Below are 15,271 nucleotides of genomic sequence, written 5' to 3'. Positions count from 1 at the left end.
AGCCCGGCGCTATCCGGCGCTGTGCGCGCGATCGCCGAGGGAACGCAGGAACGACCAGGCATCGGAGACGATCTCGTCGAGATCGTTGTGCTCGGGCCGCCAACCCAATTCGGCGACGGCGCGATCACTCGAGGCGATCAGCACGGCGGGATCGCCGGGACGGCGCGGCGCGTCCTGAGCGGCGATCGGTAGGCCGGTGATCCGCTCGCAGGCCGAGATCACCTCGCGGACCGAGAATCCGGCGCCGCTGCCGAGGTTGTAGACGCGGTGTACGCCTGCTTCGGCGGTGTCGAGGGCGAGCAGATGGGCCTCGGCCAGATCGCGGATGTGGATGTAGTCGCGGACCGCCGTGCCGTCGGGAGTCGGCCAGTCGGTGCCGAAGACCGAGATGGCCTTGCGGTGGCCGAGGGCGACCTGCAGGACCAGGGGGATGAGATGGGTTTCCACGACGCGGTTCTCGCCGAGGCCGCCGTAGGCGCCCGCGACATTGAAGTAGCGCAGGCTCGTCGCGGCGAGGCCGTGGGCGATCGCATAGGAGGTGACGGCGTGATCGATGGCGAGCTTGGAGGCGCCGTAGGGGTTGGTCGGGCGTGTCGGTGCGTCCTCGGTGATCGGGACCTGTTCGGGCTCACCGTAGACGGCGGCGGTGGAGGAGAACACCAGCCGTGGCGTGCCCGTGTGCCGCATGGCCTCGAGCAGGCGGAAGGTCTTGACGACGTTGCCGTCCCAGTACTTCTCCGGCTGCTGCACCGATTCGCCGACCAGCGACTGGGCCGCGAAATGCAGTACGCCGTCGAAGGTTTCGGCGCGCAACAGCTCGGGGGCGGTCTCGGCGACATCGCCGTGCACGAAACGCGCCGCGCCCGGTACGCCGTCGGCGTTGCCGGTGCTCAGGTCGTCGACCACGACCACCTCGTGGCCGCGCTCGGCCAGCACCTGGGCGCAGACGCCGCCCACATACCCAGCACCGCCGGTGACCAGGAGTTTCACGCGGCGACCAGCTTCACCTGGACGGCGTGCGCCATTTCGTCGGGCAGTTCGAAACCGTGATGCCCCGGCACGGTGATGACCACCGAACCCGGCTTGGTCTCCACGGTGACGCGGGCGTCGGGCACCACACCGGCCTCGCGCAGGCGGCCGATGACCTCAGGGTCGGTCTGGATGTGCTCGGCGAGGCGACGCACCACCACGGCGTGCACATGTCCGTGCGGGAGATCGGAGAGCCGGACCAGGCTCTCGACGGAATCGCTGGGGGCCGCGATGCCGAGCTCGTCCAAGCCGGGGATCGGGTTGCCGTATGGGGAGGTGGTGGGATGGTTGAGCACCTCGACGAGGCGGCGCTCGACGTCCTCGCTCATCACGTGCTCCCAACGACACGCCTCGGCGTGCACGTTCTGCCAGTCCAGCCCGATGATGTCGACCAGCAGACGCTCGGCGAGGCGGTGCTTGCGCATCACCGCGACGGCCATGCTGCGGCCCTTGTCCGTCAACTCGAGGTGGCGGTCACCGGCGACCAGCAGCAGACCGTCGCGCTCCATACGCGCGACGGTCTGGCTGACCGTCGGACCGCTCTGCTCGAGACGCTCGGCTATTCGGGCGCGCAGGGGCACCACGCCCTCTTCCTCGAGGTCGTAAATCGTACGGAGGTACATCTCCGTGGTATCGACCAGATCCTTCACCTGTAACCCCTTCGTCGGCCCGAAATACTACCCACGCTCGACCACATCTCCGCGTGGAGGATCGTCAACAGTCGCGCGGTCAACGGACGTTGTCCGCGCCGCCCGCGATGACGTCCTCGTCGCCGGAATTCCGCGCGGGGTCCGGCGGGCCACCGCATCAGCACATGCCTCTATTTCTACTGCATGACAACGTGGAACGGGGGTGTCAGCTTCCCGCGTACCGTTGCGATCATGGCCACTACCCCGCCCGAGGAACACGACCCCGCACTCGGGACCGGGCCGTCACCGTCCCGCGCGGCGGCGCGGCCCGCCTCGGTGGTGTGGACCGACCGATTCCTCGACTACGCCTGGACCCCGCGCCACCCCATGACGCCGGTGCGCCTGAAATACACCATGGCGCTGGCGCAGGGGCTCGGCGTCCTCGACGGAATCGAGTGTCTGACCCCGGATCGGGCGAGCGAGCAGGACCTGTTGCGCGTGCACACCGCCGACTACGTCGAGGCGGTCGAACGCGCCGTCACGCCATCGGCCGAGCTCGTCGACCCCCCGTACGGCCTCGGTTCCGCGGACAACCCGGTGTTTCCGCGCATGCACGCCGCCGCGTCGGTGATCGTCGGCGGGACGCTCGCCGCGGCCCGCGAGATCGCCGAGGGCCGCACCCGGCGCGCGGTGAGCATCGGCGGCGGCATGCATCACGCCATGCCGGGCGCCGCCGCCGGGTTCTGCGTCTACAACGACGCCGCGGTCGCCATCTCCTGGCTACTCGACAACGGCTTCGACCGGATCGCCTATCTCGATGTCGATGTCCACCACGGCGACGGGGTGCAGCGGGTCTTCTATTCCGATCCACGGGTCTTGACGTTCTCGGTGCACCAGCACCCGGCAACCCTGTGGCCGAACACCGGATGGCCGGAGGAGATCGGCGCGGGCGCGGCCGAGGGCACCGCGATCAACCTCGCGGTCATGCCCGGCACCGCCGACGCGCAATGGCTGCGCGGCTTCCACGCGGTGGCGGCGGGCGCGCTCGCGGCGTTCCGGCCGCAGATCGTGGTGTCGCAGTGCGGCGTCGACACCCATCGCGAGGATCCGCTGGCCGATCTGGAGCTCACCGTCGACGGCCAGCGCGCGGCCTTCCGCGCGATGCGCGAGTTGGCCGACCGCTACGCCGAAGGTCGCTGGCTCGCCGTCGGCGGCGGTGGATACTCCCCGGTCCGGGTGGTGCCGAGGGCATGGACCCACCTGTTGGCCACCGCGTTGGATCGCGATATCGCCCCGGAGACCGCCCTGCCGTCGTCGTGGCGGGAGCTGATGGCCGCCGAGGCGCCCGGCGTCGACCTGCCGCGCACCATGGGCGACGGCGGCGATATCGCGTATCGCCCGTGGGACGGGCCGGGCGGTGCGGGGGAGACCGGCGACCCGCGCGTCGACCGGTCGCAACGCGCCGTGGATATCGCCGTGCTCGCCACCCGCCGAGCCGTCTTCGGACTGCTCGGCCTCGATCCCGAGGATCCCCGTGACTGATTCCGTGCCCGTACCGGATTCACCGAGCACCCCGGCCGTGCCGCCGCCACCGCCGCAGCACTGGTTCGCCGACGTCCTGGCCTCCGACGGGCGGGTGGTGCGTCTGCGCCCCATCACCGCCGATGACGTCGACCCGCTCCAGCGTTTCCACACCGAACTCTCCGACCGGACCCGCTACCTGCGCTACTTCGGCCCGTACCCGCGGATCTCGGCCAAGGATCTGTACCGGACCACCCACGTCGACTACCGCGACCGGGTCGGCCTCGTCCTCGAACTCGGCGAGCAGATCATCGCGGTCGGGCGCTACGAACTGCTCGACCGACCTGGACCGCGCGCCGCGGAGGTCGCCTTCGTGGTCGCCGACAGCCATCAGGGTCGCGGCCTCGGCTCGATCCTGCTCGAACATCTGGCGGGTGCGGCCGCGGAGAACGAGATCGACACCTTCGTCGCCGAGGTGCTGGCCGAGAACACCACGATGGTCACCGTGTTCCGCGAGGCGGGCTATCAGGTCGAGCGCAGCCGTGACGGCTCGGTCCTGCACCTGGAATTCGCGATCGACCCCACCGAGGCGCTGGTGTCGGTGCGCGACGCCCGCGAGCGCGGCTCCGAGGCGCGCAGTGTGGGCAATCTGCTCGCGCCGCGTTCGGTCGCGGTGATCGGCGCGACCCCGGCCGCGGGGCGGGTGGGCGGGGTGATGCTGGCGAATCTGCTGTCGGGGCTGTTCCAGGGGCCGGTGTATCCGGTCAACCCGAACCGGCGTTCGGTGCGCGGGGTGTTCGCCTATCCGACGGTGCGTGACATTCCGGACGAGGTGGATCTGGCGGTGGTCGCGGTGCCCGCGGTGCCCGCGGCGGCCATCGGGTCGGTCCTCGACGACTGTATGGCCAAGGGCGTCAAGGGTTTGGTCGTGCTGACGGCCGGATTCGGCGAGACCGGTCCCGAGGGGCTCGCCGCCGAACGGGCCCTGGTGTCGGCGGTGCGCGGGCACGGGATGCGGGTGGTCGGCCCGAGCGCCCTCGGCATCGCCAACACCGATCCCGCCGTATCGCTGAACGCGACCCTCGCCTCGATCCTGCCGCCGCGCGGTCGCATCGGATTCTTCTGCCAGTCCGGGCCGTTGGGCGCGGCCATTCTCGGCGAGGCCGCGGCGCGCAATCTCGGGCTGTCCACGTTCGTCTCGGCGGGCAACCGCGCCGACGTCTCCGGCAACGACCTGCTCCAGTACTGGGACAGCGCCGCCGACACCGACGTGATCCTGTTGTATCTGGAGAGTTTCGGCAATCCGCGCAAGTTCTCGCGGATCGCGCGGCGGGTCGCGCGCACCAAGCCGATCGTCGCGGTCAGCAGCGGGCGGCTGGCCGCGCGCGCCCAGCCCGCGGGCGATATGGACCGGTCCATCGTGCGTGACCTGTTCGCGCAGGCGGGCATCGTGCAGGTCGATTCGATCTCCGAACTGTTCGACTGCGCCGCCCTGCTCGGCTATCAGCCGCTGCCCGGCGGCCCGCGCCTCGCGGTGATCAGCAACAGCACCGCGCTGAGCTGGCTGGCCGTCGACGCGGCCCGCGGCGAAGGGCTCGAGGTGGGTGAACCGGCGAATCTTGGCCCGCAGGCCACGCCCGGCGACTATCTCGATGCGGTGGTGGCGGCCCTGCGCGATCCCGGGATCGATTCCGTGATCGTGGTTTACGCGCCGCCGGTGGCGCTGCCGACCGCCGCGTTCGCCGACGCCGTCCGGGCGGCGGCGCTCGCGGTCCCCGAGGCGAACACCCCGATTCTCACCACCTTCGTCGCCGAGCAGGGGATCCCGAATCTGCTTGCGGTGCGCGGTCCGGGCGGCATCGCCGCGCGTGGGTCCATTCCGTCCTACCCCGATCCAGAGCGGGCCGCGCGTGCGCTGGCACGGGTGCGCCGCTACGCCGAATGGCGCACCGGACCGGTGTCCTCGGTGGTGCGCCCGGACGGGATGGATACCGAGCGCGCCCGCCGGATGGTGGCGGCGTGGATGGCGGGCGACGGCGGCCGCTGGCTGACCGACCTGGAGACGGCGGAACTGCTCGGCTGCTACGGCATCCACGTGGTCGAGTTCCGCGAGGCGCGCGACGCGGACGAAGCCGTCGCGGCCGCCGAGGAACTCGGCTATCCGGTGGCGGCCAAGGCGACCGGTGAACTGTGGCGGCGCCGCCCCGACCTCAGCGGCGTGCGCCTGGACCTGTGGCGGCCGGACGCGGTGCGCCAGGCGTACCGGGATCTGGTCGCGGTCTGCGGCGACCCGGTGCTGCACATCCAGAAGATGGCCCCAACGGGCGTCGGTTGTGTGCTGCGGGTGCAGGACGACCCGTCCTTCGGCTCGGTGATCGAATTCGGTCTGTCGGGTCTGATCATCGAATTGCTGGGTGATCGCGCCTATCGGGCGCTGCCGCTGACCGAGGCCGAATCGGAGGCGCTGATCGACGCGCCGCGCGCGGCGGTGCTGTTGTCGGGCACGCCCGCGAGTCCGCGCGTCGACAAGGCCGCGCTGGCGGAACTGGCCCGCCGCATCTCCGCGTTCTTCGACGATCTACCGCTGCTGCGTGAGCTGTCCTGCGACCCGGTGCTCGCGGCGCCCGCGTCGGCCTCGATCCTCTACGCCAGGGTCCGCATCGGCCCGGAGCCGAGCCGCTTCGACATCGGTCCGCGCCGACTCGCCTGACTTCGCGCGCGGGAACTCGCTCGAGCCGGAACGACGCTCGAGCCGGAACAACCACACGGATTGCCCGGAAATGGCCATGCCGACACGCCGCTGACACCCCGCCGGAATCGCACGCACCCGGCGTGGCGCGTCAATGGGTCTACGCGGCGGGCCGACTCGAGGCACGATACAGATCCCAGACGAGAGGTAGTCACATCATGAAGAAGTTCGCCGCTGCCGCGCTGCCGCTGTTCGCCTGCGCGCTGGCCGCGTGTTCGGTGTCGATCGGTTCCGACCCGAAGATCGATGAGAGCGCATTGGAGAAGTCGGTCAAGCAGACGCTTACCGAGAAGGTGGGACAGGAGCCCGATTCCATCGACTGCCCCGGTGATCTGAAGGGCACGGTCGGCACCACCATGCGCTGCACCCTCACCGCGGGCGGTGATCAGTTGGGGCTGACGGTGACCGTCACCAGCGTGCAGGACGACACCGTGAACTACGACGTCGAGGTCGACCAGAAGTGAGCGTCGACCGGGACCGAGCGGTGTGCGCCCGCACCTGATCGGGGGTTCGCCGACCGGCTCGCGCGCACCCGGAGGGGGCGGGACGCGCGGACACCGGTCGGCGTCGGGACGGTGACCGGAATCGGTCACCGGGTATCGCGGCGATCGGGCTGGATGAGACCCTTCGCCGGGGTGCGACCCGACCTGTCACCACGCGATGGTCGTCTCGTCGACCCGCTCGCGGGGGTTTCGTCGGTCGCCGTGGAGACGCGCTCGCGGCGGCAGGGCTCAGCTGGCGTAGGCGCGCAAGCGGTCGGCCCGCTCGCCCTTGCGCAGTTTGGACATGACCTCGCGCTCGATCTGGCGCACCCGCTCGCGGGAGAGCCCGAACAGCTTGCCGATCTGGTCCAGCGTGCGGGGCTGGCCGTCGTCCAGGCCGAAGCGCAGGCGGATGACCTGCTGCTCACGCTCGTCGAGGGTGGCAAGCACGCTACGCACATCGTGGTGCAGCAGGCCCGCGATGACCGCCGATTCGGCGGAGGTGGCCTCGGAGTCCTCGATGAAGTCGCCGAGCGGGGCTTCCTCGTCGTTGCCGACCGGCATGTCGAGGCTGACCGGGTCGCGGCTGTGGTCGAGCAGATCGGAGATCTTGTCGACCGGGATGCCGGACTCGTTGGCCAGTTCCTCGTCGGTGGCCTCGCGACCGAGCTGCTGGTGCAGTTCGCGCTTGATCCTTGCGAGCTTGTTCACCTGTTCCACGAGGTGCACGGGCAGGCGGATGGTGCGGGACTGATCGGCCATACCTCGAGTGATGGCCTGGCGAATCCACCAGGTGGCATAGGTCGAGAACTTGAAGCCCTTGGCGTAGTCGAACTTCTCCATCGCGCGGATCAGACCGAGATTGCCCTCTTGGATCAGGTCGAGCAGCGGCATGCCGCGACCGGTGTAGCGCTTGGCCAGGGACACCACCAGCCGGAGGTTGGCTTCGAGTAGGTGCGAACGAGCAGTCTGACCTTCGCGGACGACCATCGCGAGATCCCGCTTGCGGGTGGCCGACAGTCGCTTGCCGGTCTCGAGCAGATGCTGCGCGTAGAGGCCCGCCTCGATGCGCTTGGCCAGTTCGACCTCGTCGGCGGCCGTGAGCAGCGCGGTGCGACCGATTCCGTTCAGGTACACGCGTACCAGGTCGGCTGCGGGGCTCTGGGCGTCGAGGTCGGAATCACTGGTGCGCACGCGAGTGGTGGCGGGGCTTGTCATGACTTGCCTCCTGTCGGTGGTGTCTCACTCCGAACAACGGACCCGACCTCAGGAAAGTTCCCGCTCCGGACCGCGATAAACCGCTCTGAGCTGCGGTTTGTCGGCCTCACTTCTGAGAAGTTCCTGAGAACCATCCGCTGTCGGAACACGCCGGGAGGCGACCGCCCGGATCACACGGGCCGAATCAACCCGTGCCGCACCAATCCGGCCACCACCGACAGCGCGTCGGTGGCGAATTCCGCGCTCACCCCGTCGGATCCGTGTGCCAGGGCGAGAAGTTCGACCAATTCCTGCAACGGCAGACCGTCCTGGCGCATTCCCGCTACCAGCCCGGCGGTGGACTCGTCCACCTCGTGCTGCCAGCGCGGGCCGTCACCCCGGTGCAGCCGTGCCACCCGCTGCTCCCAGCCCTGTTCGCCCGGCAGGTACACCCGCTCCAAGGCCGTCGCCGGATCGACCGTGAAACGCGCCGACCAGGCGATATCGGGATCCGCGGCGACCGAACGCAACCATGCCGAACGCTCGAAGTACGCGGTGGCCTCGGCGCCGAGCGGATCCTCGAATCCGTGCGTGAGGTCCTCGGCCAGCAATTCGGTGGGTCCGTCGATGGCGCGCAGATAGACGAAGCCGAAGCCGATGCCCTCGACCTCGGCGGCCTCGAAGGCATCGAGCCAGCGGTCCGAGCGGTCCTGCGACCGCGGATCGCGCGGGTCGAGTCCGGCGTCGCGCAGCCAGGTTCCCACGTACAGGGCCGGGTCGGCGACATCGCGCTGCACCACCCACGCCTCGACCCCGTGCGCGGGCAGCCAGGACGAGACCCGCTGCCGCCAGTCCTGGCCGTCCACGTGGATCCACGCGCCGAGCATGGCCGCGGTGCCGCCAGGGGCGAGCAGCCCGGGAGCCTGCGAGATCACCAGTTCGCTCGCGCCGTCCATGGCGAGCCCGGAATCGCGGTAGGTGTGCTCGACTCGCGCCGGACCGACCACGAACGGTGGATTGGCCACGATCCGGTCGAACCGGCGCTCGGCGACCGGCTCGAACCACGAGCCGTCGAGCAGTTCGATCGACACCCCGTTGAGCGCCGCCGTGGCCTCGGCCAGCCACAGCGCCCGTCGGTTCACGTCGGTGCCGGTGACCGAACGCGCGCTCGACGCGGCGTGCACGGCCTGGACGCCGCAACCGGTGCCGAGGTCGAGCACGGTGCCCACCGGATCGGTGGGTGTGGCGCGCAGCAGCGACAGTGACGCGTGGCCGACACCGAGCACGTGATCCTCGGTGAGGGTGCGTCTGCGCATCGAATCGTCCAGATCGGACAGGATCCAGCGGGTGCCCGCACCGAGATCGATCGGGCGCAGATCCAGCGCCGCGCGCACCAGATCGCCCTCGCGTTCCAGCAGTCCGGCCGCGACCGCCCGGTCGACCGGCAGCGGCGCCAGTGCGCCCGCGACCTCGCGCTCGGCGACGGCGTCGCCAAGGAGCAGCAGCCGGATCAGAACCCCGAGTCCACCCGCCGCGCGCGCGGCCCGGCGCACCGGGACCGGCTCCTGCCGTCCGAGGGCGGCGTGCGCGTCGGGCCCGAGCGCGTCGAGCAGGCTGTCGGCGTCGTAGCCGACCCTGGTCAGCGCGGTGCGCAGGTCTTCGGACAGCGCGGTGAGCAGGGATCCGGCGGCGGTTCGGCGGGTGGGCACATCGGTACTCTGCCACCGCGATCGCCCGCCGGACGCGTGCTGTACGCCGTGTCACACTCGACGGGCTCAGACGCCGTTCGGGTCGCGGGCGGTGACGCAGTAGACGCTGTCGCCGGGATCGGTGAGCACGATCCAGTTCTCGTAGCGCGCGACGACGGTCGCGCCGAGCGATTCGTGCCAGATCGCGGCGGCCTCGATATCGGATACGGCGATATCGATGTGCGCGCCTGCGGGACGGTCCTCGCCGAGCCGTTGCAGGAGGAAGTGAACGGGCAACTCGGCGGTGCGCAGCCGGGCGAATTCGGGCAGTCGCCCCAGCGTGTGCTCCCAGCCGGTGAGCGCCCGCCAGAACTCGGTCTCGCGCTCGTAGTCCGCGTCGCCGATATCGAGGCAGATCTGGTCGACCCGGCTAAGCGTGCCGTCGGGGGCGCGGAACGCGGGTGCGTGCCTGCCTTGCGCGCGCCCGGCCGGGGTGACGCAGAAGATCTGGCCCGATGGCGAGCGCAGTACGGCGTAGTCGCGATGGTTGGCGACCAGCTCGGCGCCGAGCTCGAGGGCGGCGCGGACCGTGGCGGGGATATCGTCGACGTCGAGGTCGAAGTGGACGCGGCCGAATCCGGTGACCGCCTGCATCTTGACGCTCGCCGCCGCGAACAGCGCCGGATCGGGCAGCAGCGTGAGGAATTCGTTGTCGGCGCCGCGGCGTTCGGAGGGTTCGGTGCCGGTGACCGCGGCCCAGAACTTCGCGCATTCGTCGAAACGCTGCGCCGGGCGGTCGAGGAATGCCCAGACCCACCGAATCATGTGGTCGCTCCTGTGTGTTGTGGGACACAGCACATGATGCCCCCCGGCACACAGTAGGTGTCGCTCGCGGCGGTGTCGAGCCGATTACGCACTGCTCGCGGGTCGGGACCACCCGGTGCGGAAGGTCTTTCGATAGTTCTGCGGCGTGAGGCCGAGCTCGCCGCGCATGTGGTGACGCAGCGAGGCCGCGGTGCCCATGCCCGCCGCGCGCGCCACCGCGTCGACCGGCAGATCGGTGCTCTCCAGCAGATGCCTGGCGTGTCGCAGTCGCTGCCGCAGCAGCCAGGCGCCCGGCGCCAGCCCGGTCTCGGCCTTGAACCGCCGCGTGAAGGTCCGCACGCTCATGCGCGCGTGCGCGGCGAGGGCATGCAGGTCGAGGTCGCGCTCCAGGTGGCGCAGCGCCCACGCGCGGGTCGGCGCGGTGCCGTCGGAGCCGGGATCGGGCACCTGACGGTCGATGAACTGGGACTGTCCGCCCTCGCGCCACGGCGGCACCACACAGTAGCGGGCCGCGCGATTGGCGATCTCGCTGCCGTGGTCGGCGCGGATGATGTGCAGGCAGACGTCGATGCCCGCGGCGAGACCCGCCGAAGTGCAGAGGTTGCCGTCCTCGACGAACAACAGGTTCTCGTCGAGCAGGACCTTCGGGTACATGGCGCGGAAGTCGTCGGCGAAGGCCCAGTGCGTGGTCGCGCGCCTGCCGTCGAGCAGGCCCGCGGCCGCCAGCGCGAACGCGCCGGTGCAGATCGACACGATGCGGGCGTCCGGGCGGATGCCCGCCAGCGCCGCGATCAGTTCGGGGCTCGCGCGGCCCTCGCGGCGCGGCCCGTCGACGCGGGTTCCCGGCACGATCACGGTGTCGGCCTCGGCCAGCAGTTCCGGGCCGTAGTCGGGCACGATCGTGTATCCGGCGGTGGAGCGGACGCCCGCGCGGTCGAGTCCGCAGATGTCCACCCGGTAGCGCGGTGTGCCGTCCTCGCCGACGGCGGCGCCGAGCACCGTGGGCGGGATGGTCATGTCGAAGCCGACGACGGGGTCGAGCGCGAGGACCGCGACCCGGTGCGCTGGCTGGTTCGTTTCCACTAGCGGCCTCCGATCGAGGTTGCGCGATCCGGCGATGGCCAGATCTTGACGTATTGTGTCATTCAAGCCACTCGTACGCGAGGACGGCATCCGGCAGGCTCGGTCCGTGACCGAATTGGAGAACCGAGAGCCGTTGTCGGACACCGCGTTGTCGGACACCGTGGCTCGTCCTTACCGCGGATTGCATCCGGCATGGCTGGTCGCCTGCGTCGGATTCGTCGCCCTGCTCGGCGCGGCGGCCTTCCGTTCCGTGCCCGGCGTGCTGATGGAACCGCTGCACCAGGAATTCGGCTGGTCACACGGGACCATCGGGGCGGCGGTCTCGCTGAATCTGCTGCTCTACGGGCTCATCTCGCCGTTCGCTGCCGCGCTCATGGACCGCTTCGGCATTCGCAGGGTGGTGGCGAGCGCCTTGGTGCTCGTCGCCGCGGGCAGCGGGCTCACGGTGTTCATGACCGAGGCGTGGCAACTGGTCGTGACCTGGGGGCTGCTGGTCGGCATCGGCGTCGGATCGATGTCCATGCCTTTCGTCGCGACCATCACCGGACGCTGGTTCGTGCGGCAGCGCGGCCTGGTCACCGGCGTGCTGACCGCCGCGGGCGCGACGGGGCAACTGGTGTTCCTTCCGCTCATCTCGGCGCTGGCCCGCGACCACGGGTGGCGGCTGCCGTCGGTCATCGTCGCGGCGACCGCGCTGGCGGTGGTCCCGCCGGTGCTGCTGTTCATCCGCGACTACCCCGGTGATGTCGGCGTCACCGCGTACGGCGCGCCACCCGGCAGCACGGTCGGGCTGCGCGTTCCGGCGCACGGTGGTGCGGGGCGGGCGCTCACGGTGCTGGCCCGCATCGCGCGCACCCCCGGATTCTGGCTGCTCGCGGGCGGATTCGCGGTGTGCGGCGCCTCCACCAACGGACTGGTCGGCACGCATTTCGTGAGCGCCGCTCACGACCACGGCATGCCGTCGACCGCCGCCGCGGGCCTGCTCGCGGTGGTCGGCGTCTTCGACGTGGCGGGCACCATCGCGTCCGGCTGGCTCACCGACCGCGTCGATCCGCGCTACCTGCTGCTGGCCTACTACACCCTGCGCGGACTGTCGCTGCTGATCCTGCCCTCGCTGTTCGCGCCGCACACCGAACCGAGCATGTGGGTGTTCGTCATCTTCTACGGCCTGGACTGGATCGCCACCGTGCCGCCGACCGTCGCGCTGTGCCGCGAACTGTTCGGCGAGGACGGACCGGTCGCGTTCGGCTGGGTATTCGCCTCGCACCAGATCGGTTCGGCGGTCGCGGCGACCGGCGCGGGCGTCATCCGCGACCTTCAAGGCAGCTACGACACCGCCTGGTACACGGCGGGCGCCCTGTGCGGCATCGCCGCGCTCATGTCGGTTCTGGTGCGCAGACAGCGTCCGGTCCGCGCGTGAACGGGTTCCGGCGGCGCGGGCGCTCGGCCCTCGTCGTGATCGGATAGCGGGCGATACCGAGCAGCCGTTCAGCCGTCGATGGCGTTGTGCGGTTTCGATTCGATGGCGAGGTGGTCGCCTCTGCCGTCCCAGCGGCTCGGTTCGTCCTTGCGTCGGGGCGGGCGGTCGTTGGCGATGAGCACCGCGATCCACGGCAGCGGTATGGAAGCGCCGATGATGAGCAGGGCGACCAGCGCGCTGCCCCAGACGCTGTAGGCCACCGCCGCCAGGACCAGACAGGGCAGGCGGAAGGCCATGATGAAGGTGTAGCGGCGCACGCGCGAGCGGTGCTGCTCCTCGAGCGACGGCGCGGCCTCGGTGATCAGGACGGCGTGATCGTCGTCGCTGCCGGGGAAGTATCCGCGCGAGCGGGTCCGTGCGGCGGACTCGCCGGACTCGGGGCGAGCAGCGCCGCGACCGGCGTTCTCGGATTCCCCGTGTTGTTGCATGTATTCGAGTCTCCCACGCGGGCGGTCGGCGTGCACACGCGCAGGTCACGCCGTCGAGGGCGGGTGCGGCGCACGGATCGCCCGCGGCGCCGTCGTAGGCGCGGGAATCGGTGATGGGGCATCATGGACGGCGTGAGTACCGACACCCTGGTTCGCCCGGATACGACGACCGACGAGACGACGGGCGACGACACCCCGAAATTCTTCCACTACGTGAAGAAGGACCGCATCGCCGAGAGCGCCGTCATGGGCACCCACGTGATCGCGCTGTGCGGTGAGGTCTTCCCGGTCACCCGCTCGCCCAAGCCCGGTTCGCCGGTCTGCCCGGAGTGCAAGAAGGTCTACGACGGCCTGCGCAAAGGCGAGTGAAGCCCGTCCGTAGCCTGCGGTTTCCGCGCCGAGGATCGGCCCGCGGTCGTTGCGGCGGTCGCGGGTGCGTCGCTGCCCGTCGACTCGTCGTCGCGTGCGTGTTCTCCTGACACGTCCGAGCCGTTGGCGCGCGCATCGACGTTCGAGCCGTTGGCGCGCGGATCAGCGGCTTCGCGGGCGATTCCGTCGGCAGGCGGTTCATCCGTGGCGACGCTCCGCTCGCAGGCGGCATCCTTTGTCTCGGCGGTCGTGACGTCCTTCGCTCGGACGCTCGCGTCGCCCGCCGGTTCGGCGGCGCCGATGCCCCGAGTTGCCTCGGTCCTGACGCCTCGCGCCGCGTCATCGGTGCTGCTCTTCGCCGCCGCGGTGGAATCCGTGGCGTCCTCGGGACCCGGACTCTCGCCGCGCACCTGGTTGGAGATCCATTCCTTCATCTGCTCGAGTCGCGTCACGCGCGCGGGCCAGAACTCCTGCACCGCGGCGTTGAACTCGGCGCCGAGAATCACCGCGAAGCCGAGGAAATAGGTGAACAGCAGGAAGGCGATCGGCGTCGCCAGCGCGCCGTAGGTGACGCCGGTCTCGGTCACCCATCCCAGGTAGCGGCGCAGTCCCTCGCTGGCCGCCATGAAGAACACGCCCGCCACCAGCGCGCCGCCGAACAGCCGAAGCCACGGCAGCGACCGGTGCAGCGCGAACTTGTACAGCGTGGTGAGGCCGATGATGAGCAGCAGGCCGACGCCGGGGTAGTAGAACGAGTCGAGCAGTCGCAGTCCCGGTTCGAGCCACGAGTCCGGCAGCACCCGGCCGATGATCACGGGACCGAGGGCGACCAGCGGCAGGATGAACACCGCAGCGATCAGGAACACCACGTACAGCAGCAGCGCGAAGATGCGCTGCCACACCGGGTGACGCGCGTCCTGCTGGTCGTGCGCCTCGACGATGGAGTCGACGAAGGTCGCCATGGCCGAGGAACCCGCCCACAGCGACAGCACGAAACCGACCGAGACGACCGCGCCGCGCCCGCGTCCGAGCACGTCGGTGACGGTGGGTTCGATGAGGTCGGAGACCACCGACGGACTGAACAGGTCGCGGCTGAAGACGATGATCTTGGTGCGGACGATCTCGACGGTGTCGGGCCCGAACCAGCCGCCGACGTACCCGAGACTGCCGAGCACGCCGAGCAGCAGCGGCGCCAGCGACATGGTCTGCCAGAACGCGGCCGCCGCCGATTTGGCGAAGATCGAATCCTCCCAGCATTTGACCGCGACCCGCGCCGTCAGCCGCCACGCCCGCCTGCCGAACCGCCGGGCCCAGCGGCGCACGTCCGCGCCCCGCGACTCCACGGCGCCCGCACCACCGCCGTGGATGGGCGCGGCGCCGGGCGATTCGGCTTCGGATAAGGCGCTGTCGTCGGTCATCGTGCCTACAGCATCGCGCACCCGCGCTTTCCGCACCGGATTGCGGGGTCGACGTGTCGATGCGCAACGCGTGAACACGACGTGGCCCGCCGCTGAAAGACCGCCGGTCCGCCCTACCGCGCCGGGGTCCGCGAATGCCGACCGTTCGCGAGCGGCGGTGGGTCTGTCCTGGTACGCCACCGTGTCGGGTGGTCCGGCCGGTTCGGGTGCGGCCACCGCCCCGTGGCCGCACTGTGATGCCCATCGCCCTCCGTCGAGTCGGTTTGGCGACACGCCGCGAGTGCCGAGTAGGGTCGTCGGCGTGACTGAATCGGGTGGCGCTGCGGCGGCCGGTAGCACCGCCTCGCCGGGCGATTCGGGATCGACGGTCGCG

13 protein-coding genes are annotated in these 15,271 nt (G+C 70.5%); 5 read left to right on the top strand and 8 right to left on the bottom strand.

All coding sequences use genetic code 11. The features are described 5' to 3' along the window. Positions 1-9: 9 nt before the first annotated feature. Both galE and IT779_RS02390 read right to left on the bottom strand, forming a co-directional pair. Positions 10-990, bottom strand: coding sequence for a UDP-glucose 4-epimerase GalE (gene galE, locus IT779_RS02395; RefSeq protein ID WP_196147444.1), 981 nt, complete (start codon positions 988-990; stop codon positions 10-12). Beyond that, a complete protein-coding gene (locus IT779_RS02390; RefSeq protein WP_196147443.1) occupies positions 987-1,679 on the bottom strand; it encodes a metal-dependent transcriptional regulator in 693 nt (230 codons plus the stop codon). The genes galE and IT779_RS02390 overlap by 4 nt, the downstream gene beginning before the upstream one ends. Before the next feature lie 231 nt (positions 1,680-1,910). Here IT779_RS02390 and IT779_RS02385 point away from each other — a divergent pair, with 231 nt between their 5' ends. From IT779_RS02385 to IT779_RS02375, 3 genes are all read left to right on the top strand, one after another. Further along, entirely contained in the window at positions 1,911-3,200 is a 1,290-nt protein-coding gene (locus IT779_RS02385) for an acetoin utilization protein AcuC (protein WP_196147442.1), read from the top strand. Beyond that, complete coding sequence (locus IT779_RS02380; protein WP_196147441.1) at positions 3,193-5,889, top strand: bifunctional acetate--CoA ligase family protein/GNAT family N-acetyltransferase; 2,697 nt, start codon at positions 3,193-3,195, stop codon at positions 5,887-5,889. Before IT779_RS02385 ends, IT779_RS02380 begins: the two co-directional genes overlap by 8 nt. A gap of 197 nt (positions 5,890-6,086) precedes the next feature. Further along, positions 6,087-6,392, top strand: a complete 306-nt coding sequence (locus IT779_RS02375; RefSeq protein WP_196147440.1) for a DUF4333 domain-containing protein — start codon at positions 6,087-6,089, stop codon at positions 6,390-6,392. A gap of 267 nt (positions 6,393-6,659) precedes the next feature. Here IT779_RS02375 and IT779_RS02370 read toward each other — a convergent pair whose 3' ends face one another. The 4 genes from IT779_RS02370 to IT779_RS02355 form a co-directional block, all read right to left on the bottom strand. Beyond that, positions 6,660-7,628 carry a sigma-70 family RNA polymerase sigma factor gene (locus IT779_RS02370; RefSeq protein WP_196147439.1) on the bottom strand — a complete coding sequence of 323 codons (969 nt, stop codon included), beginning with the start codon at positions 7,626-7,628 and terminating at the stop codon, positions 6,660-6,662. A 170-nt stretch (positions 7,629-7,798) separates the two neighbouring features. Continuing rightward, on the bottom strand, positions 7,799-9,316 hold the full coding sequence (locus IT779_RS02365) for a DUF7782 domain-containing protein (protein WP_196147438.1): 1,518 nt from the start codon (positions 9,314-9,316) through the stop codon (positions 7,799-7,801). 66 nt (positions 9,317-9,382) lie between these two features. Beyond that, the gene (locus IT779_RS02360; RefSeq protein ID WP_196147437.1) at positions 9,383-10,120 is read right to left on the bottom strand and encodes a VOC family protein; all 738 of its coding nucleotides are present in this window, start codon (positions 10,118-10,120) and stop codon (positions 9,383-9,385) included. An 84-nt stretch (positions 10,121-10,204) separates the two neighbouring features. Then, positions 10,205-11,203, bottom strand: coding sequence for a GlxA family transcriptional regulator (locus tag IT779_RS02355; protein ID WP_332838615.1), 999 nt, complete (start codon positions 11,201-11,203; stop codon positions 10,205-10,207). Positions 11,204-11,318: 115 nt separating this feature from the next. On the opposite strand from IT779_RS02355, the gene IT779_RS02350 reads away from it, so the two are divergent. Further along, positions 11,319-12,623: an MFS transporter gene (locus IT779_RS02350; protein ID WP_408637719.1), complete on the top strand. Its 1,305-nt coding sequence runs from the start codon at positions 11,319-11,321 to the stop codon at positions 12,621-12,623. A 68-nt stretch (positions 12,624-12,691) separates the two neighbouring features. Here the strand turns inward: IT779_RS02350 and IT779_RS02345 are convergent, their stop codons facing one another. Further along, on the bottom strand, positions 12,692-13,111 hold the full coding sequence (locus tag IT779_RS02345) for a DUF3099 domain-containing protein (RefSeq protein ID WP_196147435.1): 420 nt from the start codon (positions 13,109-13,111) through the stop codon (positions 12,692-12,694). Between the two features lie 132 nt (positions 13,112-13,243). Between IT779_RS02345 and IT779_RS02340 the strand changes: the two genes are divergently transcribed. Then, the gene (locus IT779_RS02340) at positions 13,244-13,480 is read left to right on the top strand and encodes a DUF3039 domain-containing protein (protein ID WP_196147434.1); all 237 of its coding nucleotides are present in this window, start codon (positions 13,244-13,246) and stop codon (positions 13,478-13,480) included. Here IT779_RS02340 and IT779_RS02335 read toward each other — a convergent pair. After that, on the bottom strand, positions 13,453-14,823 hold the full coding sequence (locus IT779_RS02335) for a YihY/virulence factor BrkB family protein (protein ID WP_408637718.1): 1,371 nt from the start codon (positions 14,821-14,823) through the stop codon (positions 13,453-13,455). The genes IT779_RS02340 and IT779_RS02335 overlap by 28 nt on opposite strands. Between the last annotated feature and the right edge of the window lie 448 nt (positions 14,824-15,271).

It is taken from the genome of Nocardia bovistercoris (genome assembly GCF_015674855.1).
Lineage (GTDB): Bacteria > Actinomycetota > Actinomycetes > Mycobacteriales > Mycobacteriaceae > Nocardia > Nocardia bovistercoris.
Note: the sequence above shows the minus strand (reverse complement) of the source record. Positions and strands in the feature narration are given on the sequence as shown.